Origin of the sequence: Streptomyces sp. NPDC085866 (assembly GCF_044541035.1) — a bacterium.
Lineage (GTDB): Bacteria > Actinomycetota > Actinomycetes > Streptomycetales > Streptomycetaceae > Streptomyces.
On sequence record NZ_JBITSQ010000019.1, the window covers coordinates 1 to 24303 of the forward strand.

Annotated in this window: 16 protein-coding genes, 1 tRNA gene and 1 pseudogene; 3 read left to right on the top strand and 15 right to left on the bottom strand. The window is 72.3% G+C overall.

Annotated elements, in window-relative coordinates:
- Together ACIF83_RS37390 and ACIF83_RS37395 are read left to right on the top strand one after the other, a co-directional pair.
- A pseudogene (locus ACIF83_RS37390) lies at nucleotides 1-103 on the top strand (ABC transporter); the annotation flags it as partial.
- Entirely contained in the window at nucleotides 100-894 is a 795-nt protein-coding gene (locus ACIF83_RS37395; RefSeq protein WP_399733908.1) for an ABC transporter permease, read from the top strand. The pseudogene ACIF83_RS37390 and the gene ACIF83_RS37395, both read left to right, overlap by 4 nt.
- Here ACIF83_RS37395 and ACIF83_RS37400 read toward each other — a convergent pair.
- The 12 genes from ACIF83_RS37400 to bldG form a co-directional block, all read right to left on the bottom strand.
- A complete protein-coding gene (locus ACIF83_RS37400) occupies nucleotides 872-4009 on the bottom strand; it encodes an ATP-binding protein (protein ID WP_399733911.1) in 3138 nt (1045 codons plus the stop codon). The genes ACIF83_RS37395 and ACIF83_RS37400 overlap by 23 nt on opposite strands.
- 158 nt (nucleotides 4010-4167) lie before the next feature.
- Nucleotides 4168-4244: transfer RNA gene (locus ACIF83_RS37405), tRNA-Thr, on the bottom strand.
- A gap of 109 nt (nucleotides 4245-4353) precedes the next feature.
- Nucleotides 4354-5985: an alpha/beta hydrolase gene (locus ACIF83_RS37410; protein ID WP_399733914.1), complete on the bottom strand. Its 1632-nt coding sequence runs from the start codon at nucleotides 5983-5985 to the stop codon at nucleotides 4354-4356.
- 96 nt (nucleotides 5986-6081) lie between these two features.
- Nucleotides 6082-7287 (bottom strand): DNA polymerase III subunit delta', encoded by a 1206-nt coding sequence (locus ACIF83_RS37415; protein WP_393484977.1) that lies wholly within the window; start codon nucleotides 7285-7287, stop codon nucleotides 6082-6084.
- A gap of 125 nt (nucleotides 7288-7412) precedes the next feature.
- Nucleotides 7413-10727 carry a dTMP kinase gene (gene tmk / locus ACIF83_RS37420; RefSeq protein ID WP_399733917.1) on the bottom strand — a complete coding sequence of 1105 codons (3315 nt, stop codon included), beginning with the start codon at nucleotides 10725-10727 and terminating at the stop codon, nucleotides 7413-7415.
- A 135-nt stretch (nucleotides 10728-10862) separates the two neighbouring features.
- Nucleotides 10863-13724 (bottom strand): type I DNA topoisomerase, encoded by a 2862-nt coding sequence (topA, locus tag ACIF83_RS37425; RefSeq protein WP_399733920.1) that lies wholly within the window; start codon nucleotides 13722-13724, stop codon nucleotides 10863-10865.
- 257 nt (nucleotides 13725-13981) lie between these two features.
- Nucleotides 13982-14179, bottom strand: a complete 198-nt coding sequence (locus ACIF83_RS37430) for a hypothetical protein (protein WP_399733923.1) — start codon at nucleotides 14177-14179, stop codon at nucleotides 13982-13984.
- Between the two features lie 280 nt (nucleotides 14180-14459).
- Complete coding sequence (locus ACIF83_RS37435; protein WP_398141509.1) at nucleotides 14460-15980, bottom strand: methyltransferase; 1521 nt, start codon at nucleotides 15978-15980, stop codon at nucleotides 14460-14462.
- A gap of 60 nt (nucleotides 15981-16040) precedes the next feature.
- The gene (locus ACIF83_RS37440) at nucleotides 16041-16661 is read right to left on the bottom strand and encodes a small secreted protein (RefSeq protein ID WP_399733926.1); all 621 of its coding nucleotides are present in this window, start codon (nucleotides 16659-16661) and stop codon (nucleotides 16041-16043) included.
- Between the two features lie 194 nt (nucleotides 16662-16855).
- Entirely contained in the window at nucleotides 16856-19261 is a 2406-nt protein-coding gene (locus ACIF83_RS37445; RefSeq protein WP_393484700.1) for a sodium-translocating pyrophosphatase, read from the bottom strand.
- A gap of 312 nt (nucleotides 19262-19573) precedes the next feature.
- Complete coding sequence (locus ACIF83_RS37450) at nucleotides 19574-20011, bottom strand: ATP-binding protein (RefSeq protein ID WP_393484699.1); 438 nt, start codon at nucleotides 20009-20011, stop codon at nucleotides 19574-19576.
- Nucleotides 20012-20164: 153 nt separating this feature from the next.
- Nucleotides 20165-20506: an anti-sigma factor antagonist BldG gene (gene bldG / locus ACIF83_RS37455; protein WP_010986038.1), complete on the bottom strand. Its 342-nt coding sequence runs from the start codon at nucleotides 20504-20506 to the stop codon at nucleotides 20165-20167.
- Nucleotides 20507-20588: 82 nt separating this feature from the next.
- Between bldG and ACIF83_RS37460 the strand changes: the two genes are divergently transcribed.
- Nucleotides 20589-23057: a DEAD/DEAH box helicase gene (locus ACIF83_RS37460; RefSeq protein WP_398141511.1), complete on the top strand. Its 2469-nt coding sequence runs from the start codon at nucleotides 20589-20591 to the stop codon at nucleotides 23055-23057.
- On the opposite strand, the gene ACIF83_RS37465 is transcribed toward ACIF83_RS37460, so the two are convergent.
- From ACIF83_RS37465 to ACIF83_RS37475, 3 genes are read right to left on the bottom strand one after another with little or no spacing between them, the layout of a single operon-like run.
- Nucleotides 23008-23649 carry an Rv3654c family TadE-like protein gene (locus tag ACIF83_RS37465; RefSeq protein ID WP_399733931.1) on the bottom strand — a complete coding sequence of 214 codons (642 nt, stop codon included), beginning with the start codon at nucleotides 23647-23649 and terminating at the stop codon, nucleotides 23008-23010. The two genes, ACIF83_RS37460 and ACIF83_RS37465, sit on opposite strands and share 50 nt — an antisense overlap.
- Nucleotides 23646-24008 carry a TadE family type IV pilus minor pilin gene (locus tag ACIF83_RS37470; protein WP_399733933.1) on the bottom strand — a complete coding sequence of 121 codons (363 nt, stop codon included), beginning with the start codon at nucleotides 24006-24008 and terminating at the stop codon, nucleotides 23646-23648. The genes ACIF83_RS37465 and ACIF83_RS37470 overlap by 4 nt, the downstream gene beginning before the upstream one ends.
- 22 nt (nucleotides 24009-24030) lie before the next feature.
- The gene (locus ACIF83_RS37475) at nucleotides 24031-24246 is read right to left on the bottom strand and encodes a DUF4244 domain-containing protein (protein WP_393484695.1); all 216 of its coding nucleotides are present in this window, start codon (nucleotides 24244-24246) and stop codon (nucleotides 24031-24033) included.
- Nucleotides 24247-24303 lie beyond the last annotated feature (57 nt).

Consider the following 24303-nt stretch of genomic DNA (forward strand, 5'->3'; position numbering starts at 1 on the left):
CGACGAACTGACCGTGCACACCCCCGACCTCGACGACGTCTTCTTCGCCCTCACCGGCGGCGGCGCCGGCATCCCCGACCAGTCCAAGGAGTCCCTCCGATGAGCACCCCCGCCCACACCCTCCGCGACAACCTCACGATGCTGCGCCGCAGCCTCCTGCACGCCCGGCGCTACCCGTCGCTCACCCTGAACCTGCTGCTCACCCCGATCATGCTGTTGCTGCTCTTCGTCTACGTCTTCGGCGACGTGATGAGCGCGGGCATGACCGGCGGACACGCGGACCGCTCCGAGTACATCGCCTACATCGTCCCCGGCATCCTCCTCATGACCGTGGGCATGACCTCGCTCGGCACCGCCGTGTCCGTGGCCACCGACATGACCGAGGGCATCATCGCGCGCTTCCGCACCATGGCGATCTCCCGCGCCTCCGTGCTGACCGGCCACGTGATCGGCACCGTGATCCAGACGATGCTGGCCCTGGCGCTGATCCTGGGCATCGGGGTGGCCATGGGCTTCCGGCCCGACGCCACGCCGCTGGAGTGGATCGCGGCGGCCGGCCTGATGGCCCTGGTCAGCCTCGCCCTGACCTGGATCGCGGTCGGCATCGGCCTGGTGAGCCCGAACGCCGAGGGGGCCAGCAACCTCGGCATGCCGCTGACGATGCTGCCGCTGCTGTCCAGCGCGTTCGTGCCGGTGGACGCCATGCCGGACGGGTTCCGCTGGTTCGCCGAGTACCAGCCCTTCTCCCCGGCCATCGAGACCCTGCGCGGACTGCTGCTGGGCAGCGAGATCGGCACGAAGAACGCGGTGCTGGCGGTCGGCTGGTGTCTGGCGCTGACCGTGCTGGGCTACCTGTGGTCCAAGGCGCAGTTCAACCGCGAGCCGCGGCAGTGAGTTCGCGCAGTGCCGCGGCCCGCAACTCCTCCTGGCCCAGGGTGGCGTACGCCGATCTCGCCTCGGCGTAGGCCGCCCTGTCGGCGTTCTCGGCCGCCTGCCGGGACCGCGCCGAGGACAGGGTGGGGAGGTCCCGCATCACCGGCATCCGCTCCGCCAGCGCCATCAGCCGTACCGCTGCCGTCTCGCCACGGGCCAGCCCGGTGAAGCCGAGCGCCAGCAGCACCGTGCCGTACACCGGCAGTTCCGGCAGGTCCCCGGCGCCGGGGGAACCGGACAGCATCCCGAGCAGCCGTACCCGCAGGCGCTCGGCCAGGTGGGTCGCCGGCTCCAGCCGGCCGTGCTGCGCGTGCGCCGCGAGCGCGGCCGCCTGCACCTGAAGCGCCCACGCATCCAGGAAGGGATCACCGGCCACCAGCAGGCTGCTCTCCCGCAGCCCCTCCGCGGCCTGTCGCCACAGACCGAGGCCGACCTCGGTCAGCCCCCGGGCCAGTGCGATCTCCGCCCGTGCCTGCAGCCCTTCGGGAGTGAAGGCCTGCGCGGACTCCGGCTGCCGGTCCGCAGCGGCGAGGCTCAGCCAGTACTCCGCCTCGTCGACCTCCCCGCGCTGCAGACAGGCGGACACCAGCCCGTAGCGGACGCCGATCGCGTCCGACCAGTCCCCGACCTCACCGAGCGCCTCCGCGGCCCGCAGATGGTCGTACGCCTCCGCGCCGCGCTCCGTCTTGAGGCACAACTCGCTGATCCGCCCATGACTGAGCAGCATCATGAACGGATTGCCGAGCGGCTCCACCGCGGTGAGCATCCGGCGGGCGCACTCGAGCGCGCGCTCCGTCTCGTACGTGGATTCCCACACGTAGCTGGCGACGCCCGCCGCGATGCCCGCCAGCATGGGCTCGTCGGCGTCGCACAACTCCTGCAGCCGCGCGTACCGCGGCGGGTGCATGTCCGGGACGGCACCCAGCACGACGGCCAGTGCCCGCGGCACGGTGTCCGGCGGGGCGGGCGGCAGGCGGCGCAGCGTGACGAGCTGGCGCACGGCGTGCGGGCCGTGGCCCATGAAGAGGCCGGCCGCGCACACCACCGCCGCGCTGCGGGCCGCCTCCAGGTCCTCGGGGGCCTCCGGCCCCGGGCGGAAATGGGACAGCGGCCCGCCGGTCTCGGCGGCGAGGGCGGTGAGCCGGGCGTAGTTGTTGCCGGCGGACCACACGCAGGCCAGTGCGGCGGCGACGGCCGGCGCGTCGGCGCGGGCCAGGGCATGCCGCAGCGCCAGGACGAGGTTGTCCTGCTCGGCACGGACGCGGCCGAAGGCGGCCAATGCGCCGGCGTCGAACAGCCCGTCGTGGTGCGCCCGGCCGAAGTCCCGGGCCCAGCGGAGGAACCGGCCGGTCACCGCCTCGCCCTCGCCCGCCTCCTCCCGCCGGGCTGCACTGAACTCCCGCAGCGTCTCCAGCATGTGGAAGCGCACCCCGGAAGGGCTGTCACCCACCTTGATCAGGGACTGGCCGGCCAGCTGCTCCAGCAGATCCAGCGCGCCCCCGGTCTCACCGAGCACGTACTCCGCCGCGTCCACGGTGAAGCCCCCGGGGAACACCGACAGCGCGCGCAACGCCGCCCGGCCGTCGCTCTCCAGCAGGTTCCAGCTCCACTCGACCACGGCCCGCAGCGTGCGATGCCGTTCGGGTGCGTCCCGGGCGCCTCCGCGCAGCAGCGCGAAACGGTCCTGCAGGCGGCGCGCGATGTCGGCCACGGAGAGCACCCGCACCCGGGCCGCGGCGAGTTCCACGGCCAGCGGCAGCCCGTCCAGATGACGGCAGATCTCGGCCACGCGGTCGGCGGGCAGCTCGACGCCGGGCCGGGCCGCCCGCGCCCGCTGCACGAAGAGTTCCACGGAGGTGGCCGGGGACAACTCAGGCAGCGCGTACACGGACTCCGAGGTCAGCCCCAGCGGCGCCCTGCTGGTTGCCAGCACCCGCAGCTCCTTCGACCGCGACACCAGCGCCTGGACGAGACCAGCCGCACCGGCGAGTACGTGCTCGCAGTTGTCCAGCACCAACAGGGCGGGGCCGGGCCCCAGCGCGGCGACGATGCCGCTCACCACGTCCCCGCCGCCGGCGAACTGCCGGACGTCCCCGGTGCCGACCGCCGAGGCCACCTCGTCGGCCACGTCCTCGTCGGCGGTGACACCGGCCAGGGCGACGAAGTGCACCAAGGGCTGCGCGGCCGCCCGGCTCACCGCGTACGAGAGCCGCGTCTTGCCCAGCCCACCGGGGCCCACGACGGTGACCACCCGCGCCGCGCGCAGCAGCCCGGCGACGGCGGCGACGGCGACGTCCCGCCCCAGCAGGGGGTTCGGTTCATGCGGCACGCCGTGGCGGACGGGTGAGGTGTCCGCACGCAGCAACTCCTGGTACACGGACCTGATCCGGGGCCCCGGATCCGCGCCCAGCTCGTCACGCAGCCCACGTCGGTAGGCGTCGTACCGGGTCAGCGCCGCGGCCCGGCCCGCCGTGGCCGCCTCGCAGCGCAGCAGCTCCGCCAACAGCTCCTCGTCGCGCGGCAGTTCGCGGACCAGCTCGGCCAGCGGCGCCGCGGCCTCCTCCTTGCGCCCCAGCCGGGCCAGCGCGAGCGCCCGGTGCCGGACCAGCGAACGGAACGCCCGGACCCGGCCGGCCCGCAGCGCCGTCACCGGATCGTGCCGCTCCTCGCCCTCCCCGGCACCCAGGCTGCCGTCCCACAGCGCCAGCCCCTGCTCGGCCCGCGCCAGGGCACCCTCATGGTCCCCCGCACGCGCGCACTCGGCGCTCGCGGCCTCGTACGACAGCAGCGCCGAGCTGTCGACCTGCGCCTCCTCCAGCGCGAGCCGGTACCCCGTCGGTGTGCTCACGATCAGTCCGGCCCCGAACTGTGCCCGGAGCCGCGACACCAGTACCTGCACCGCCTTGCCCGGCCGCTCGGGCAGCTCCTCCGCCCACAGCCCCTCGACCAGCCGCCCCGTACTGCACCCGGTGCGCAGCTCCTCGGCGAGCAACGCCACCAGTCCACGCAGCCGAGGCGCCGTGATCTCCTGTCCGCGACAGGAGACTCGGGGCAGCAGGGTCAACTCGGTCGTCACGCCTGAAGACTAGCCAGCGGGGCGCCGAACACACTCCCGAATCCGCCGCCCTCACAGGCCACGCCGACGCCCTGGCGGCCGACCGCACAGCGCGTTCGAGAACACCCACCGAGCAACAGAAAAACCCCAGGTCAGAAGCATCTGACCTGGGGTTCCGGTGGAGCCGCTTTCGGGATTCGAACCCGAGACCTACGCATTACGAGTGCGTTGCTCTGGCCATCTGAGCTAAAGCGGCACGCCGTCCGCACTTATGGTGCGATCAGCAACGTCGGTAAGTCTACACAGTTTCCGGGGGTGCTTCGCACACGCCCCGGAGCGCGGGCGTCCGGGGCGGGCCAGAGGGGCTATGAGCAGCGCTTTCCGGCGGGCGGCGGGGTGCCGTGGAGGAGGTAGGTGTCGATCGCCGAGTCGATGCAGGAGCTGCCGCGGCCGTAGGCGGTGTGGCCGTCGCCGACGTAGGTCAGCAGGCGGCCCGAGGAGAGCTGGCGGGCGAGGGACCGGGCCCAGGGATAGGGAGTGGCCGGGTCGCGGGTGGTGCCGACCACGACGATGGGAGCCGCGCCCTTCGCCTCGATGCGGTGCGGCTCACCCGTGGCCCTCACCGGCCAGTACGCGCAGCTCAGGGAGGCCCAGGCCAGGCTCTCGCCGAAGACCGGGGACGCCTTCTCGAACTGCGGGACGGCCTTCTCCACCTGCTCGGGGCCGGTGAAGGCGGGCGGCAGGTCGAGGCAGTTCACGGCGGCGTTGGCCATCATCAGGTTGCTGTAGTGGCCTTTCGCGTCGCGTTCGTAGTAGCTGTCGGAGAGGGCGAGCAGGCCCGCGCCGTCGTTCTTCTGCATTGCCGAGGTCAGCGCGTCGCGCAGCTGCCCCCAGCTCCCCTCGTCGTACATCGCCGCGATCACCCCGGTGATGGCCAGCGGCTCGCCGAGCTTGCGGTGGTCCGCGTCGCCCGCCGGGATGGGGTGGGCGTCCAGCTTGCGGAAGAAGGCCTCCAGATGGTCGCCGACCTGGGCGGGCGTCGTGCCCCTGCCGCCGAGCGGGCAGTCGGGCTGGCGTACACAGTCCTTGGCGAACGCCTGGAACGCCGTCTCGAAGCCCGCCGTCTGGTCCAGGTTGAGCTTCCGGGCGTCCACCGAGGGGTCCATCGCCCCGTCCAGCACCAGACGGCCCACCCGGGCCGGGAACAGTCCGGCGTACGTCGCCCCGAGGAAGGTGCCGTACGACGCCCCCACATAGTTCAGCTTGGGGTCGCCGAGCACCGCCCGCAGGATGTCCATGTCCCGCGCCGCCTCGACGGTGGACACGTGCCGCAACAGCTTCGCCGAGTGCGCCCCGCAGCTGTCGGCGAACGTCCTGTACTCGCCGACCAGCGCGTTCGTCTCCCGTTGGTCGTCGGGCGTGTTGTCCGTCTGCGTGTAGGCGTCCATCCGGCGCCCGTCGAGGCATTCGACGGGCTCGCTGCGGGCGACGCCCCGGGGGTCCATCGCGACCATGTCGTAGCGGGCGCGGATCTCGGCGGGGTAGCCGATGCCCGCGTACTGCTGGAGGTAGTCGATCGCGGAGCCGCCCGGGCCGCCCGGGTTGACCAGCAGCGAGCCGAGCGGCCGGTCCTTGCCGGTGGCCTTCTTGCGGGCGACGGCGAGCCGGATGTCACCCGAGCCGGGCTTGGCGTAGTCCAGCGGCGCCACCATCGTGGCGCACTGGAAGCCGGGGGCACCGCAGCTGCGCCAGTGCAGGTGCTGGTTGTAGTACGACGACAGCGCCGACGGGGTGGACCGCGGCAGCGCGGCCAGCGCCGCCTGAGCCGCACCGCCGGACGACGTGCTCGAGCTGCCGGCGGAACAGGCGGACACGAGCAACGCGGCGGCCGCGAGCAGGCTGCCCGAGACGCGCGCGGTCGACCGGCGGGTCCGGTTTCGGGTCCGGGTTCCGGTCCGGGTGGCGTACTTCCGGCGGGGGGAGGGCCAGGTGTGCATCGAACGAGCGTAACGCTGAGCAACAGGATGGGTGCGGTGCGTTCGGACTGTGGCCTCGTACGGGGGACGCGGTCCGTCAACCACCGTACGCCCGGCTCACCCCGCCCGCAGTGCCATCGTCATCGCCTCCACCGCCAGCAGCGGAGCCACGTTGCGATCCAGGGCCTCGCGGCAGGCGGCGATCGCCTCGATACGGCGCAGCGTGGCCTCCGGGCTGCTGCCGCGGGCCAGCCGCTCCAGGGCGTCCTCGGTGTCGCCGTTGGCGATGGCGACCCGTGAGCCGAGCTGGAGGGCGAGGACGTCGCGGTAGAAGCCGGTGAGGTCGCCGAGGGCCACGTCCAGGCTGTCGCGCTGGGTGCGGGTCCTACGGCGCTTCTGCATGTCCTCGAGGTCCTTCATCACGCCCGCCGTACCGCGCGGCAGCCGGCCGCCCTGGGCCGCGCCGAGCGCCGCCTTCAGCTCCTCGGTCTCCTTGCCGTCCATCTCCTCGGCGAGCTGCTTGGCGTCCTCGGCGGCCGCGTCGACCAGCTCCTGGGCCGCCTTGAGACAGGCGCCCACCTCGTCCAGGCGCAGCGGGAGCCTGAGCACGGCGGCACGGCGCTCTCGGGCCGCCGGGTCGGTGGCCAGCCGGCGGGCCCGGTCGACATGGCCCTGGGTGGCGCGGGCGGCGGTCGCGGCGACCTGGGGTTCGATGCCGTCGCGGCGGACGAGCATGTCGGCGACCGCGTCGACCGTGGGCGTCCGCAGGTTCAGGTGGCGGCAGCGGGAGCGGATCGTGGGCAGGACGTCCTCGATCGAGGGGGCGCACAGCAGCCAGACCGTCCGCGGGGCGGGCTCCTCGACGGCCTTGAGGACGGCGTTGGCCGACTTCTCGTTCAGCCGCTCGGCGTCCTCGACCAGGATGATCTGCCAGCGGCCGTTCGCGGGGGAGGTGAACGACTTGCGGACCGTGTCCCGCATGTCCCTCACCAGGATCTCCGAGCCCACGGCGGCGACCGTGGTGACGTCCGCGTGGGTGCCGAGCAGCGCGGTGTGGCAGCCGTCGCAGAAGCCGCAGCCGGGTGACCCGCCGAGGGCGCGGTCGGGGCTCACGCACTGCAGGGCCGCGGCGAAGGCCCGCGCCGTCTGGTTCCGGCCCGCTCCGGGCGGGCCCGTGAACAGCCAGGCGTGGGTCATCTTCGACGCCTCCGGCGGCGGCTGATCCGCCGCCGCAGCCGTGACCAGGGCGTCGGCGTCCCGGGCGGCGGCGTCGAGCACCGCGCTCACCTTCTCCTGCCCGACGAGGTCGTCCCACACGGTCATGGGTCACGCCGCCCTTCCGTCACATTCCACGTTCCGCCATCCATTGTGCGGGTGGGCACTGACAACGACGGCGGCGCCCGTCGGTGCGCCCGAACGCTCCGACGGGCGCCGCCCGATGTCCTCGCTCAGCCGCGGCGGCCGCGACCCCGGCGGCCCTGGTCCTCGCCCGGCTCCCCGTACTCCTGCTCGTCGTACGACCCCAGCAGCTCGTCCGCCAGGGACGGCAGGTCGTCCAGCGGAGTCTCCTCGGCCCAGTCCGGACGCGGCCGACGGCGCGGCGTGCCGTCGGCGTCGACCTGCGGCATCTCGCGCGTACGGTCCTCGGATCCGTCGGGGCCCCTGCCCGGCCGCTCGTCCCGGAAGAAGCCGGGCGGCATCCGGTCCGCCGGGGCGTCGCCCCGCACGGGCGGCAGTACGGCGGTCTCGTCAGCGGCGCCAGGGGGCACCGGCGGCAGCACGGCCGTCTCGTCGGCGGCCGCGGGCGGCGGTACGGCCTTCTCGCCCGCGGGCACGGGCGGCAGTACGGCCGTCTCGTCCGCCGCACCCGGAGTCACCGGCGGCAGCACCGCGGTCTCGTCGGCGCCCGGAGACGCAACCGGCGGCTGCGGCAGCTCGGCCGTCACCTCGGAGTCGGCCCCGCCCTTCCGGGCTGCTCCGGCCCGCTCCTCGCGCACCGGCCGCAGCACCGTCGTCTCGTCCGCGCCCGGCGAGACCACCGGCGTCGGCACGGTCGCCGCGTCCGGGGTCATACCCGGCACCGCCGGCTGCGGGGTGCTGGGCTTGAGGGCCGCCACGTCGGCCGCAGCCGCGGCCTCGGCCGCCTCGCGGCGGGCCTCCTCCGCGCGCAGCAGGGCCTCCTCGGCCTTGCGCTGCTTCTCCAGGCGGCGCGCTTCCTCCTCGGCGCGCAGCCGGGCCTGCCGGGCCTCTTCCTCGGCGCGCAGCCGGGCTTCCTCCTCGGCCTGCTTGCGCCGCCGCTCCTCCTCGACCCTGCGGCGGGCCTCCTCCTCGGCGCGGGCCTTCTCCTCGGCGAGGAGCCGCTCTCGCTCCTCCTCCGCCCGGCGCCGCGCCTCCTCGGCCCGCTGCCGGGCCTCCTCCGCCTGCCGTTCGGCCTCGCGGCGCTGCGCCTCCTCCAGCTCGCGGCGCTTGCGCTCCTCCTCCTCGGCGCGCAGCTTGGCGAGCTGCTCCTGGCGCTCGCGCTCCAGGCGCTCCTCCTCGGCCTTGCGCGCGGCCTCTTCCTCGGCCTTGCGGCGCGCTTCCTCCTCGGCCTTCTTCCGCGCCTCCTCCTGGGCCTTGATCTCGGCCTCGGAGAGCGGCAGCACGGTGTCGAGCCGGTGCCGGATCACGGTGGTGACGGCCTCGGGCTCCTGCGCTGCGTCCACGATCAGGTAGCGGCCCGGGTCGGAGGCGGCAAGCGTGAGGAAACCGGCCCGCACGCGCGCGTGGAACTCGGCGGGCTCCGACTCCAGCCGGTCGGGCGCCTCGGTGAACCGCTCGCGGGCGGCCTCCGGTGCGACGTCCAGCAGGACGGTGAGGTGCGGGACGAGCCCGTCGGTCGCCCAGCGGTTGATGCGGGCGATCTCGGTCGGGGACAGGTCGCGGCCCGCGCCCTGGTAGGCCACGGACGAGTCGATGTACCGGTCCGAGACGACGACTGCGCCGCGCTCCAGGGCGGGCCGTACGACGGTGTCGACGTGCTCGGCCCGGTCGGCGGCGTACAGCAGCGCCTCCGCGCGGTGCGACAGGCCCGCCGAGGACACGTCCAACAGGATCGAGCGCAGCCGCTTGCCCACGGGGGTGGCGCCCGGCTCGCGGGTGAGGACGACCTCGTGGCCCTTGTCGCGGATCCACTCCGCGAGCGCCTCGGCCTGGGTGGACTTGCCGGCACCGTCGCCGCCCTCCAGGGCGATGAAGAAACCGTTGACCGCCGGGGCCTGGACGGGGTCGTCGCCGCCGAGCAGCGCGTCCTTCAGGTCCTGGCGCAGCGGGACGCCGGAGCGGTCGTCGACCTTGGCGAGCACCAGCGCGGCCACCGGCAGCAGCAGCGCGCCGACCAGCATCAGCGTGAAGGCGGCACCGCCGTGCGCGAAGACGAACCTGCCGTTCTCCAGCCGGTGCGGGCCGATCAGCGCCGCGACCAGCGGGGCGATCAGGGCGCCGAGCGCGATGAAGACCCGTACGACCGCGTGCAGGTGCTCGGTGGTGCGGGCCCTGCGGTACTCCTCGGTCTCCTGGTCGAGCAGGGCGTGCCCGGTGTTCGCGGCCACGCCCGCGGCGACGCCGGCCAGCGTGACGATCAGCAGCACGGTGGTGACGTCCGGGACGAGCCCGGCGGCCAGCAGGGCGATGCCGGTGAAGGCGATCGCGAGGGCCAGGAGCCGGCGGCGCGAGAGCGAGGGCAGCACGGCGGGCGCCGTCCGGATGCCGACGGCGACGCCGCCGGTCAGGCCCAGCACCAGCAGGCCGTACAGGACCGGGCCGCCGCCCAGGTCCTTGGCGTGCAGCACGCACACCGCGACCGCGGCGGCGATGGCTCCGGCCACGGCGGCGCAGGCCGGGACGAGCAGCGGGATGGCGCCCGTACGGCCCTTGTCGACGCCCGTGCCGGTGCGCGGACGGCGCAGGCCCTCCAGCGGGGAGCGCGGGCGCGGGGTGCGCGTGTCCGGCAGCTCCAGGAAGGCGACCACGGACAGGGACGCGGCGAACAGCCCCGCCGCCACGTACGACCCGAGGGCCGCCTGGTGCTGGTCGAACCAGGTCACCACGGTGCCGAGCAGGTTGTTCAGCAGGGCGGCGACGACCAGGGCGGCGGCGGCCAGCGGGACCGCCAGGAAGCTGGTGCGCAGCGCGAGGCGGCGCAGCGCGTCCAGGTGGTCCGGGAGCGGCCGTACCGTCGCCCCCTCCGGGGGCGGGGCGGGCAGCAGGGCGGGGGCCGCGCTCTCCCGGCACACCGTCCACAGCCGCTCGGCGACGCCGGTGACGAAGGCGGTGACCAGCAGGACCGCGAGCGCGTTGTCGGGGCTCCAGTCGATCCACAGGGGCGCGACGATCAGCAGCGCGGCCCGCACGCCGTCGGCGCCGGCCATCGTCCAGCGGCGGTCGAGCGGGCCGTCCTGGGAGGTGAGCGTGGTCAGCGGGCCGAGCAGCACCGCGCCGAAGAGCAGCGCGGCGAGGATGCGTGCCGCGAAGACGGTCGCCACTGCGAACGCCACGCCTCGGTAGCCGCCGCCGAAGGAGCCCTCGACGATGGCTGCCTGGAGAACGAGAAGGACCAGCACGAGCAGCGCGAGGGTGTCGCCGACACCGCTCACGAGCTGCGCGCTCCACAGGCGCCGAAGCTCCGGTCGGCGCAACAGGGAGCGGACGGCACGCTCGCGGGAGTCCGCGACGAGTGCGTCGTCCGGTTCGGTGGTGGGGGCCGTTGGCTGCTCGGCTCGCGTCATGCGTTCAGCCTATCGGCAGCCGCCGACAGCACACCCGGGCCGTGCGGGCATGCGCGCGCCCCGACACCAAAGTGATGCCGGGGCGTTCGTTTCGCGAAGCCGGAGCGGCGCACCGGGCGCCGCTCCGACGGAGCGTCAGTCCTCCGCGCCGGAGGCGGTCGCCTTCGAAGCCGCCGTCTTCTTCGCCGTGGTCTTCTTCGCCGTGGCCTTCTTCGCGGCCGCGGTCGTCTTCTTCGCCGCCGTCTTCTTGGCGGCGGTGGCGGTCTTCTTCGCCGGAGCGGCCTTCTTGGCCGTGGCCTTCTTCGCGGTCTTCTTGGCGGGCCCCTTCGCCCGCTTCTCGGCGAGCAGCTCGAAGCCGCGCTCCGGAGTGATCGTTTCCACACTGTCGCCGGAGCGCAGGGTCGCGTTGGTCTCGCCGTCGGTGACGTACGGACCGAAGCGGCCGTCCTTGACCACGACCGGCTTGCCGGAGACCGGGTCCTCGCCCAGCTCCTTCAGCGGCGGCTTGGCGGCCGCGCGGCCCCGCTGCTTCGGCTGGGCGTAGATCGCCTGCGCCTCCTCCAGCGTGATCGCGAAGATCTGGTCCTCGGACTGCAGCGAGCGCGAGTCCGTGCCCTTCTTCAGGTACGGGCCGTAGCGGCCGTTCTGCGCGGTGATCTCCACGCCGTCGGCGTCGGTGCCGACGACCCGCGGCAGCGACATCAGGTTCAGGGCGTCCTCGAGGGTCACCGTGTCCAGCGCCATGGACTTGAAGAGGGAGGCGGTGCGCGGCTTGACCGCGTTCTTGCCGGTCTTCGGGGTGCCCTCGGGGAGGATCTCCGTGACGTACGGGCCGTAGCGGCCGTCCTTCGCGACGATCATGTTCCCGGTCTCCGGGTGGGCACCCAGCTCGAAGTCGCCGCTCGGCTTGGCCAGCAGTTCCTCGGCCAGCTCGACGCTCAGCTCGTCCGGCGCCAGGTCGTCCGGGATGTCGGCGCGCTGGTGCTGCTCGGTGTCCTTCTCGCCGCGCTCGATGTACGGGCCGTAACGGCCGACGCGCAGCACGATGTCGTTGCCCACGGGGAACGAGGAGACCTCACGCGCGTCGATCGCGCCCAGGTCGGTCACCAGCTCCTTGAGGCCGCCGAGGTGGTCCCCGTCGCCGTTGCCCGCGTCGGCTGCGCCACCGACACCCCCCGCGGCGAAGCCGCTGTCGGACACGGTCTCGCCGAAGTAGAAGCGCTTCAGCCACGGCACGGCCTGGGCCTCGCCGCGGGCGATGCGGTCGAGGTCGTCCTCCATCTTGGCGGTGAAGTCGTAGTCGACGAGCCGACCGAAGTGCTTCTCCAGGAGGTTGACCACGGCGAAGGACAGGAAGGACGGCACCAGGGCCGTGCCCTTCTTGAACACGTAGCCGCGGTCGAGGATCGTGCCGATGATCGACGCATACGTCGACGGACGGCCGATCTCGCGCTCTTCCAGCTCCTTGACCAGGGAGGCCTCGGTGTAGCGGGCCGGGGCCTTGGTGGCGTGGCCGTCGACCGTGATCTCCTCGGCGGACAGCCCGTCGCCCTCGGCGACCTGCGGCAGGCGGCGCTCGCGGTCGTCCAGCTCGGCGTTCGGGTCGTCGGCGCCCTCGACGTAGGCCTTCAGGAAGCCGTGGAAGGTGATCGTCTTGCCGGAGGCGCTGAACTCGACGGCCCGGCCGTCGGCGGCGGTGCCGCCGATCTTCACGGTCACGCTGTTTCCGGTCGCGTCCTTCATCTGGGAGGCGACGGTCCGCTTCCAGATCAGCTCGTAGAGCTTGAACTGGTCGCCGGTCAGGCCGGTCTCCGCCGGGGTGCGGAAACGATCACCCGAGGGGCGGATCGCCTCGTGCGCCTCCTGGGCGTTCTTGACCTTGGCGGCGTAGGTACGCGGCTGCGGGGGCAGGTAGTCGGCGCCGTACAGCTGCGTGACCTGGGCGCGGGCGGCCGAGACCGCGGTGTCGCTCAGCGTCGTGGAGTCCGTACGCATGTACGTGATGTAGCCGTTCTCGTACAGCTTCTGCGCGACCTGCATCGTGGCCTTCGCGCCGAAGCCGAGCTTGCGGCTCGCCTCCTGCTGCAGCGTCGTCGTACGGAACGGGGCGTACGGCGAGCGGCGGTACGGCTTGGACTCGACCGAGCGCACGGAGAAGCGGGTGTTCTCCAGGGCGGCGGCGAGGGCGCGGGCGTTCGCCTCGTCGAGGTGGAGGGTGTTCTCGCTCTTGAGCTGACCCAGGGAGTCGAAGTCGCGGCCCTGCGCGACGCGCCTGCCGTCGACGGTCTGCAGGCGGGCGACCAGCGACGACGGGTCCGACGGATCCCCCGCACGGCCGGTCTCGAAGGTGCCCGTCAGGTCCCAGTACTCGGCCGAACGGAACGCGATGCGCTCGCGTTCCCGCTCCACCACGAGCCGGGTCGCGACCGACTGGACACGGCCGGCCGACAGACGCGGCATGACCTTCTTCCACAGGACCGGCGAGACCTCGTAGCCGTAGAGGCGGTCGAGGATACGGCGGGTCTCCTGGGCGTCGACCATGCGCTGGTTGAGGTCGCGCGGGTTGGCGACGGCCTCGCGGATCGCGTCCTTGGTGATCTCGTGGAACACCATGCGCTTGACCGGGACCTTGGGCTTCAGGACCTCCATGAGGTGCCACGCGATGGCCTCGCCCTCGCGGTCCTCATCGGTGGCGAGGAAGAGCTCGTCGGAGTCCTTCAACAGGTCCTTGAGCTTCTTGACCTGGGCCTTCTTGTCGGCGTTGACGACATAGATCGGCTCGAAGTCGTGCTCGACGTCCACCCCGAGGCGGCGGACCTCGCCGGTGTACTTCTCGGGCACCTCCGCGGCGCCGTTGGGGAGGTCACGGATGTGCCCGACGCTCGCTTCGACTACGTAGCCGGGGCCGAGGTAGCCCTTGATCGTCTTCGCCTTGGCAGGCGACTCGACGATGACGAGTCGGCGGCCGCCCTGTGCGGTCTCGCTGGTCGGGGACAACTTCGCTCTTCTCTCCGGTCGACGCTGTGGCCTCCCCAGGCCTTGGTCCCGGGGTCGCGGCGTGCTTCTGGCTCGTGTGACGCTGCGGAGTGTGACGGTACATCCCGCCCCCGTGTCAAACGGGAAAAGCCCACAACGGCCACTCGAACGGTAACCCGACTACCGGCATTCCTGCCGCCCGGAGTGTCCGGTGACGCCTCGTCCCCTGTCCGGAGCGTGACGCTCCCATTACTCGTACGACAGTACGGCTGCCGACGTCAGAGGCGGGTGAGGCAGTACGCGGCGAGGCCCAACGCGGTGAATCCGGCGGCGCCGGCGAGGGTGGCCGATGCGACCTGGCTCACACCCTGGGCGACTGGTTCACCACGCCGCACCCGAGCCCCGGTCCACACCAGCAGAGCACCCCCGAACAGGGCGAACACCACTCCCGCGAAAATCGCCGGCCCGCTCTCCATGGCCCGCCCGCCCCTTTCGTGCCGTCCGCCCTACCCAGAGCGGGGAGGGTGGCACGCGCGGGAGACGGGCGGGCGACATCGGGGTGAACGGAAGGTCGACGTGACCTCGAACACACACTCGAACAAGGCTGGCCCGGCCCGGCACCCGTAATTTTCCGGCCGTTTTACCGGCACCGGCGCGCCCCGGCCCGTGCCACCGGCATACGACGCCCCTCCGGACGCGGGTACGACGGCTCGGGTAGCCGGGCTACGGCACCCGGCCCGGCCGCCGTAGCCCGGCTCACACCACCGGTTCCAGGAAGCCCTGCTCCACCAGCAGCCGGATCTGCGCGGGCGTGCGGTCACGCAGCAGCACCGGGTCCTCGCCGACGAGCTGGGCGATGGCGTCCAGGATGCGGCCGGCGCTCAGCGTGCCGTCGCACACGCCCGCGAAGCCCGCGCCGACCGTGTCCACCTTCGTGGCGCGGCGCATCCCGCGGTGCTGGCGCAGCACCACGTGCTCCGGGTCCTCGGCGCCGGGCAGCCCGACCTGCTCCTGGACCACTTCGGCGGCCAGCCTGAAGTGACCTTCGAGCAGGGCCGCGTCGTCGTACTCCCGGAGGAAGTCGAGGCGGTCGAAGTGCGCCCGGATCGCCTCCCCGAGCGGCTGCTCGACCGGGTGCGGCCACTCCTCCACGGTGACCGAGGGCTCGGCGGCCCCGGTCCTGCGCAGGGTGATCCAGCCGAAGCCGATCGCCTTGACCTTGCGCGCCTCGAACTCGTCGAGCCAGGCGTCGTACCGCGCCTGGTACTCCGCGGGGTCACCGCGGTGGTCGCCGGCGTCCCTGAGCCACAGCTCGGCGTACTGCGTGATGTCCTGCACCTCGCGCTGCACGATCCAGGCATCGCACCCGCGCGGCACCCATGACCTGAGTCTGTCCTGCCAGTCCTCCCCCGCGACGTGCTGCCAGTTGGCGAGGAACTGCGCGAACCCGCCCTCGTTCAGCCGTTCCCCCGCCTGCTGAACGAGCGAGCGGCACAGATCGTCCCCGCCCATCCCGCCGTCGCGGTACGTCAGTCGGGCGCCCGGCGAGATCACGAACGGCGGGTTGGACACGATCAGATCGAACGTCTCGTCGTTCCGGACCGGCTCGAACAGCGAGCCCTCGCGCAGGTCGGCGGCGGGGGCGCCGGAGAGCGCGAGCGTGAGCGCGGTGATGTGCAGCGCGCGCGGGTTGACGTCGGTGGCCGTCACGCGCGTGGCGTGCTGGGAGGCGTGCAGCGCCTGGATGCCGGAGCCGGTGCCGAGGTCGAGCGCGGAGGCGACAGGGGTACGGACGGTGATGCCGGCGAGGGTCGTGGAGGCGCCGCCGACACCGAGGACGACGGCCTCGTCGCGCCGGCCGATGCCGCCCGCGCCGCCGACCGCGCAGCCCAGGTCGGACACGATGAACCAGTCCTCGCCGTCGGGACCGCCGTAGGGCCGTACGTCCACGGTCGCGGCCACCTCGTCGCCGCCCACGCGCGTGAGCCAACCGCCCTCCAGGGCCTCCTCGACCGGCAGAACGGCCGCCACGCGCGCGTGGGGCGCCGGTTGCTGGAGCAGGAAGAGCCGTACGAGCGTCTCCAGCGGCGTGTCGCCGCGGGTGGCCCGCAGGGCGGGCACGGTCTCGCTGCGGGCCAGCGCCGCGTAGGCGGGGGCACCTAGCAGATCGAGCAGCCCGTCGGCGGTGAAGGAGGCGGCGAGCAGGGCATCGCGCAGGCGCGCGGCGACCTCGGGCCGGTCGATGGCGGGCAGGGGGGCGAGGCCGGAGTCAGTCACGCCCCCATTGTGGCCCGCGGAGACGGCCGGGGCCGCCTCAGCACGGACCGCGGGCCGATGTCAGCCGGTCGTCGCCGAGGCCGATGCCGACGCGGCGACCTGGCAGCTGGGCTGCTTGGCGATGGCCGCCTGGACGTCGCCCTGCTCCAGCCGCTTCAGCGCCTCCGTACCGCTGTTGCTCTGCTTGCCGATCTGCTTCGTCTGGTCGGCGACCTCGTGCAGGCCCTGGGCGAACTTGCCCTGGTCCTTGGTGTCGAGGCCGTCGACCTGCTTCTTCAGGTCGGCGTACGAGGAGGAGAGACCGCTCAGGTTCTTGGCGGCGTCCTGCTGCCGCTTGGCCCCGCCATCGACGCCGGGGGGCGCTCCGGCGCTGCTGATGGCCGCGGCGAGCGCCTTGTAGCCGTCGGCCATGTCCTGGAAGGCCTGCGCGTACGTCGCCTTGGCCGTCTTCGGCGGCAGGTTGCTGTCCGTGGCGATCTTGGCTATCGACGCGTTCGCCGCCCGGATCTTCGCGTCCTGCGCGGGCACCGCGTCGCACACCGTCTTGGCCCAGGCCACCAGCTTGGGGTCGGGTCCGCTGTCCTTGTTGTTGCTGCTGCATCCCGACAACGCCACTACCAGTACCGCACCGCCGGACAGTGCGGCCGCGAGCTTCTTGTTCACCGGATCGGTCCCTTCCATGGCTCTCGGCCCCCGGAATCTACACGCGGACCGGTGTTCTCCACATGCCGAACGCCCTATTAGTCGGCTTTTGTGACTCTTTACGCATGGGAGAGAAGGCTCACGACGTGGGCGAGCCCACACACGAAGGCGGGCGGGTGGCGCGTCAGCACGCGCCACCCGCCCGCCCGTTGTGCAGGCCCGGTCCGGACGGCCTACGAAACCACCGCCGGATCAGCCGAGTTGGAGACCCGCTCGGCACCGTCGTCGTCGCCGACCGCGATGCCGCGCCGCTTGGAGACGTACACCGAGACGACGATCACCACGAGGGCCAGGATCGCGATCGCGATGCGTACACCGATGTTCTTGTCGCTGCCGTAGGAGAACTTGATCACCGCGGGCGCGATGAGCAGCGAGACCAGGTTCATGACCTTCAGCAGCGGGTTGATCGCCGGCCCCGCGGTGTCCTTGAAGGGGTCGCCGACCGTGTCGCCGATCACCGTGGCCGCATGGGCTTCACTGCCCTTGCCGCCGTGATGACCGTCCTCCACCAGCTTCTTGGCGTTGTCCCAGGCGCCACCGGAGTTGGCGAGGAACACCGCCATCAACGTGCCCGCGCCGATCGCGCCCGCGAGGTACGAACCGAGCGCGCCGACGCCGAGGGTGAACCCGATGAAGATCGGCGCCATGACGGCGAGCAGACCCGGCGTGGCCAGCTCCCGCAGGGCGTCCTTGGTGCAGATGTCGACGACGCGCCCGTACTCGGGCTTCTCGGTGTAGTCCATGATCCCGGGGTGCTCGCGGAACTGCCGCCGCACCTCGAACACCACCGAACCCGCCGAGCGTGACACGGCGTTGATGGCGAGTCCGGAGAAGAGGAAGACGACCGCGGCACCCGCGATGAGGCCGACCAGGTTGTTGGGCTGCGAGATGTCCAGCGACAGGCTCAGCGGCGCACCCGGCCCGGTGAGCTTCGCCCCGACGTCCTGCACGTTGGTCGTGATCGCGTCCCGGTACGACCCGAAGAGCGCCGAGGCCGCGAGGACCGCGGTGGCGATGGCGATGCCCTTGGTGATGGCCTTGGTGGTGTTGCCGACCGCGTCCAGGTTGGTGAGCACCTGCGCGCCCGCGCCCTGGACGTCGCCGGACATCTCGGCGATGCCCTGCGCGTTGTCGGAGACCGGCCCGAAGGTGTCCATGGCGACGATCACGCCCACCGTGGTGAGCAGACCGGTGCCGGCCAGCGCGACCGCGAACAGCGCCAGCATGATCGACGTGCCGCCGAGCAGGAACGCGCCGTACACGGCGAGCCCGATGAGCAGGGCGGTGTAGACGGCCGATTCCAGGCCCACCGAGATGCCGGCCAGGATGACGGTGGCCGGGCCCGTGAGGGAGGTCTTGCCGATGTCCCGCACCGGACGGCGGTTGGTCTCGGTGAAGTAGCCGGTCAGCTGCTGGATCACGGCGGCGAGCAGGATGCCGATGGCGACCGCGACCAGCGCGAGGATCCGCGGGTCGCCGTCCTTGCCCCGGATCGCCGCGTCGGTGACGCCGTCGAGGTCGGAGTATTTCGCGGGCAGGTAGACGAAGACCGCGATCGCGACCAGGACGAGGGAGATCGCCGCGGAGATGAAGAAGCCGCGGTTGATCGCCGTCATGCCGCTGCGGTCGGTGCGCCGCGGGGCGACCGCGAAGATGCCGATCATGGCGGTGACCACGCCGATGGCGGGCACGAGCAGCGGGAAGGCGAGCCCGGAGTCGCCGAAGGCGACCTTGCCGAGGATCAGTGCGGCCACCAGGGTGACGGCGTACGACTCGAACAGGTCGGCCGCCATGCCGGCGCAGTCGCCGACGTTGTCGCCCACGTTGTCGGCGATGGTCGCGGCATTGCGCGGATCGTCCTCCGGAATGCCCTGCTCGACCTTGCCGACCAGGTCGGCGCCGACGTCGGCGGCCTTGGTGAAGATGCCGCCGCCCACACGCATGAACATGGCGATCAGGGCGGCACCGAGGCCGAAGCCCTCGAGCACCTTCGGCGCGTCGGCCGCGTACACCAGCACCACACAGGAGGCGCCCAGCAGGCCGAGGCCCACCGTGAACATGCCGACGACGCCGCCGGTGCGAAATGCGATCTTCATCGCGGTGTGTGAAACGGTGGTGAGATCCTTTTGCGGTTCACCCGGGCCCGGAGTCGCTTCCCGGGCCGCCGCGGCGACCCGCACATTGCTGCGCACGGCCAGCCACATGCCGATATAGCCGGTGGCCGCCGAGAACACCGCGCCGATCAGGAAGAACACCGACCGGCCGGCGCGCTGATTCCAGTCGTCCGCGGGCAGCAGCATGAGCAGGAAGAAGACGACGACGGCGAATACGCCGAGCGTGCGCAGCTGCCGGGCGAGATACGCCTTGGCGCCCTCCTGGACCGCCGCGGCGATCTTTTTCATGCTGTCGGTGCCCTCGCCCGCTGCCAGCACCTGGCGCACCAGGACACCCGCGACCACGAGCGCGGCCAGGGCGACGGCCGCGATCACCGCCACGATGATCCGGTTGTCGCCGGTCAGGACCGCTGCTGCGAAGGTTGTGGGTTGGCCCAACTGATGAGGGGTAGAAAGCCCCGCCATTCGTCCTCCTTGACGCTTGGGCTGAGCTCAAGATGTGGACGGATTGTAGGTACTCGACCGTGATCTAAACAGGGCGCGGTAAACGGAATTGGCCTTCTCGTGCTCTTCAGCAAATGATCGAGGTCACGCCAGGGAACCCGAAAGTAGTAATGCCTCAAAGGCATTGACGGCCACATTGATGCTTGATCGAATTATCAGGCTATCGATCGTGAATTTCTTCACGAATTCCAGGGTCGCCGGAAACAGTGCTGGAAGCAACACGAAAGGGCCCTGCTCAGCAGGGCCCTTCGATGCGCTGTGCGCGGGGGTGGTTCAGGCGAGTGCCACGGCCGGCGGGGCAGTGGGCCAGCTCATACGGATCAGCCCACCGTTCTCGCCCGTGGTGACCTCCACGTCGTCCACGAGGCCGCTGATGACGGCGAGGCCCATCTCGTCCTCCTCCGCCTCCACGTCCGCGTCCGCGGCGGCACCGCCGGCCACCCGCTCGGCGGGGGCGGCATGCGGGGCCTCGTCGCCGACCTCGATGGAGAACTGTTTCTCCTCCTCGATCAGCGCGACCTTCACGGGTGCCGTGATGGCATTGCTCTGGTGCAGTCCGACAGCACGCGAGCAGGCCTCACCGACGGCGAGCCGGACCTCGTCCAGGACGGCCTCGTCCACTCCGGCCCTGCGCGCCACCGCGGCCGCCACCAGTCGGGCGGTACGGACGTGCTCGGGCAGCGCGCTGAAGCGGAGTTCGACGGTGGCCATGCATCCCCCTCGCGACGGGCGTGCGATCCGGGGGCGGGGCGCCGAGAGCCCACACCCCCTGATGAACTTCTGGGCCCCGGACACACCGGCCCGGAGCGGGACCGACCGGCGTCCGGACCGATGGGCGGTCCGGACCCGGCGATCGGCCCGGTCTCAGTCGGTGGCCGCCACCGCTTCCTCGACCGAGGTGTGGATCGGGAACACCTTGGTGAGGCCGGTGATGCGGAAGATCTTCAGAATGCGCTCCTGGTTGCAGACCAGGCGCAGCGAGCCCTCATGGGCACGCACCCGCTTCAGGCCGCCAACCAGCACGCCGAGCCCGGTGGAGTCGAGGAAGTCCACGCCCTCCATGTCGACGACGAGGTGGAAATTCCCGTCGTTCACCAGCTCGACCAGCTGCTCGCGCAGCTTGGGCGCGGTGTATACATCGATTTCGCCACCGACCTCGACGACCGTACGATCGCCGACGGTACGGGTCGACAGGGACAGGTCCACGGATCCTCCAGCACCTTGCTATCGAGCGGTCGCCCCTCGGGACACCTCGGCTTGCGGCCCCCGGGACGCAACGCCAGCCGCGATGGCATTCAATCACTTACCGGCAGGCGTGCACGACGCCTTGGCTCCATTGTCCGCTACGCCAGTGACACACTCGGTGCCGATGGCCAAGAATCACCGATCCGATCGACCCCTGGCGGACCCGGCGTCCCGCCCGTCTCCGGGCACCGTCCTGGACCGGCTCGCCTCCGGGCCGAGCCGCTCCGCGCGCATCACTCATACGGAGCACTTGCCCCCGCGCGCGGGTCGGCATGCCGTCTGGCCTGATCGAATTCGCTCGGAAGTGATTGCGGCCGTGCAGGCGTGCGGCATCGAGCACCCCTGGGCCCACCAGGCGCTGGCCGCCGAGCACGCCCTGGACGGCGATTCGGTGGTCGTCGCCACCGGCACCGCCTCCGGCAAGTCCCTCGCCTACCTCGTGCCCGCTCTGTCCGCCCTCCTGGACGGCTCCGAGGCCCCCAACGGCCGTGGCGCCACCACCCTCTACCTCGCGCCCACCAAGGCGCTGGCGGCGGACCAGTGCCGGTCGGTGAAGGAACTTTCACAACCGCTGGGCACTTCGGTACGCCCGGCCGTGTACGACGGCGACACGCCGTTCGAGGAACGCGAGTGGATCCGCCAGTACGCCAACTACGTCCTGACCAACCCCGACATGCTGCACCGGGGCATATTGCCGTCCCACCCCCGCTGGTCCTCCTTCCTGAAGTCGCTCAAGTACGTCGTCATCGACGAGTGCCACACCTACCGGGGCGTCTTCGGGTCGCACGTCGCCCAGGTGTTGCGCCGTCTGCGCCGGCTGTGCGCCCGCTACGGCGCCTCGCCCGTCTTCCTGCTGGCCTCCGCGACCGCCGCCGAGCCCGCCGTCGCCGCCCGCCGGCTGACCGGCCTGCCGGTGGTCGAGGTCGCCGACGACGCCTCCCCGCGCGGGGAACTCGTCTTCGCCCTCTGGGAGCCCCCGCTCACCGAACTGCACGGCGAGAAGGGTGCACCCGTCCGGCGTACCGCCACCGCCGAGACCGCCGACCTGCTCACCGATCTCACCGTGCAGGGCGTGCGCTCGGTCGCCTTCGTGCGCTCCCGGCGCGGCGCCGAGCTGATCTCGGTGATCGCCCAGGAACGGCTCGCCGAGGTGGACCGCTCCCTGGTCCGGCGTGTCGCGGCCTACCGCGGCGGCTACCTCCCCGAGGAGCGCCGCGCCCTGGAACGCGCCCTGCACTCCGGGGAACTCCTCGGCCTCGCCGCCACGACGGCCCTGGAGCTGGGCGTGGACGTCTCCGGCCTGGACGCGGTGGTGATCGCCGGGTACCCGGGCACGCGCGCCTCCCTGTGGCAGCAGGCAGGCCGCGCGGGCCGTTCCGGGCAGGGCGCCCTGGCGGTGCTGGTGGCCCGCGACGACCCGCTGGACACCTTCCTCGTCCACCACCCCGAGGCGCTGTTCGACCAACCGGTCGAATCCACGGTCCTCGACCCCGACAACCCCTACGTCCTCGCCCCGCACCTGTGCGCCGCCGCCGCGGAGATCCCGCTGACCGAGGAGGACCTGGACCTCTTCGGCCCCGCGTGCGAAGAGCTGCTGCCGCAGCTGGAGGCCGCGAAGCTGCTGCGCCGCCGGACGAAGGCCTGGCACTGGACGCGCCGGGAACGGGCCGCCGACCTGACCGACATCCGGGGCGCGGGCGGGCGGCCCGTGCAGGTCGTGGAGGAGGGCACGGGACGCCTGCTCGGCACGGTGGACGCGGGCGCCGCCCACTCCACGGTCCACGAGGGCGCCGTGCACCTGCACCAGGGCCGCACCTACCTCGTCCGCGCCCTCGACCTGGAGGCCTCGGTCGCCCTGGTCGAGCAGGCCGACCCGCCGTACTCGACGGTCGCCCGCGACACCACGTCCATCTCCGTCCTGGAGACGGACATCGAGGTGCCCTGGGGCTCCGGCCGCCTCTGCTACGGCTCCGTCGAAGTCACCAACCAGGTGGTCTCCTTCCTCCGCAGACGACTCATCACGGGCGAAGTGCTGGGCGAGACGAAACTCGACCTCCCTCCTCGTACGCTGCGCACGCGCGCGGTGTGGTGGACGGTCACCGAGGACCAGTTGGACGAGGCCCGGATCAACCCGGAGATCCTCGGCGGCTCCCTGCACGCCGCCGAGCATGCCTCGATCGGCCTGCTGCCCCTCTTCGCGACCTGCGACCGCTGGGACATCGGCGGCGTGTCGGTGCCGCTCCACCCCGACACGCTCCTGCCCACGGTCTTCGTCTACGACGGCCACCCCGGCGGAGCGGGCTTCGCCGAGCGCGCCTTCCACACCGCCCGCGACTGGCTCGCCGCCACTCGGGAGGCCATCGCAGCCTGCGAGTGCGACTCCGGCTGCCCGTCCTGCATCCAGTCCCCCAAGTGCGGCAACGGCAACGATCCGCTGCACAAGAGGGGGGCCGTACGGCTCCTCACCGTGCTGTTGCGGGGGGCGCCGGAGGAGAAGCCGGACGAGGGCTGAGAGGTGCGGCGTCCGGGGCGGCTGCCTCACCCGGCACGGCGGACGGCACCGGCCCTGGCGGCACCGGTCCCGCCGGCCCCGCTCTGGCCCTGACCTCCGCCGCGAACGGCCCCCGTCCCGACGCCGCCGTCACGTCCGAGGTCTCGCCCGCGATCGCGCACCGCACCAACCGGGCCCCCTGAGCGGCCGCCACCCGCTCCGCCCGGGCACAGGCCTCCGCACCGCCCTCGGCCCAATGGTCCGCCGCCGCGAGCGCCGCCAGATCCGCACCGCCCGCCGCCCGATGCCGCACGACAACGGCCTGCCCGAGCGCGAGCACAGCACCGAAGACCACACAGAGCACGGCAATCGCCCCGAGGCTCCAGATGGTGGCGGACCCCCGATCCGAGCCCGAAAGGCCCTGCCGACGGCGCTTCAGGCTCCTGCCTCCGAGGTCCTCACGGCCGGAACAGTGATCCACGGCCTCGGCGTCAGGGTCCACACGGCCATCGCGGGGCCGGCGCCTCACGGCTCCACCTCCTGGGTCCCCGCGGCCAGGGTGGCCCTTCACGCCCCCTCCTCCCCGATCCCCGAGTCCGGGCCAGCCCTTCACGGCCCCACCTCCCCGGTGCCTGCGGCCGTACCCGGGCCCGCTCCGACCGTGTCCTCCGCCGCCGCCACGGCCTCCTCCCGTACCTCGAACGGCAAGCCGGTCAGCAGCGGCGGCTTGGCCACCACCGTCACGTGGACCTGGTCGCCCTCCCGGCCGACCGTCACCCGTGCCCCACGCGGGGCAGCCTCCTGGGTCACCTCCACCACCGCGCCGGGCGGGTCCTGCCGGGCGGCGGCCCGGGCGCCCGTGCGGGCGGCGTCCACGCACTGGATCTGCGCCGCCACCACGAGCAACGCCCAGACCAGCGCCATGGTGAACGCCACCAGCACGCACAGCACAATGGCCGACTCCGCGGTCACGAACCCCCGGTCCGCCCCTCGCTCACATCCGCGCACTGAGGGCTCGTTTCACGATGGCCTGCAACTCCGCCTTGACCTGGCCGCTGGTGACGACCTCGTAGAGCAGCAACGCGAACCCGACCGCCGCGACGATCCCCATCGCGTACTCGGAGGTCACCATTCCCGCGTCCCCGCGGCACCGCTCCCGCAGACGCACCCACAGCCTCACGGCCCTGTCCCGCACCTTGAGGTTCCGCACCTCAAACTCCCTTCGTTCCAGCTCTGTTGTCCGATGTCCGACTCACCTGCAACCTGC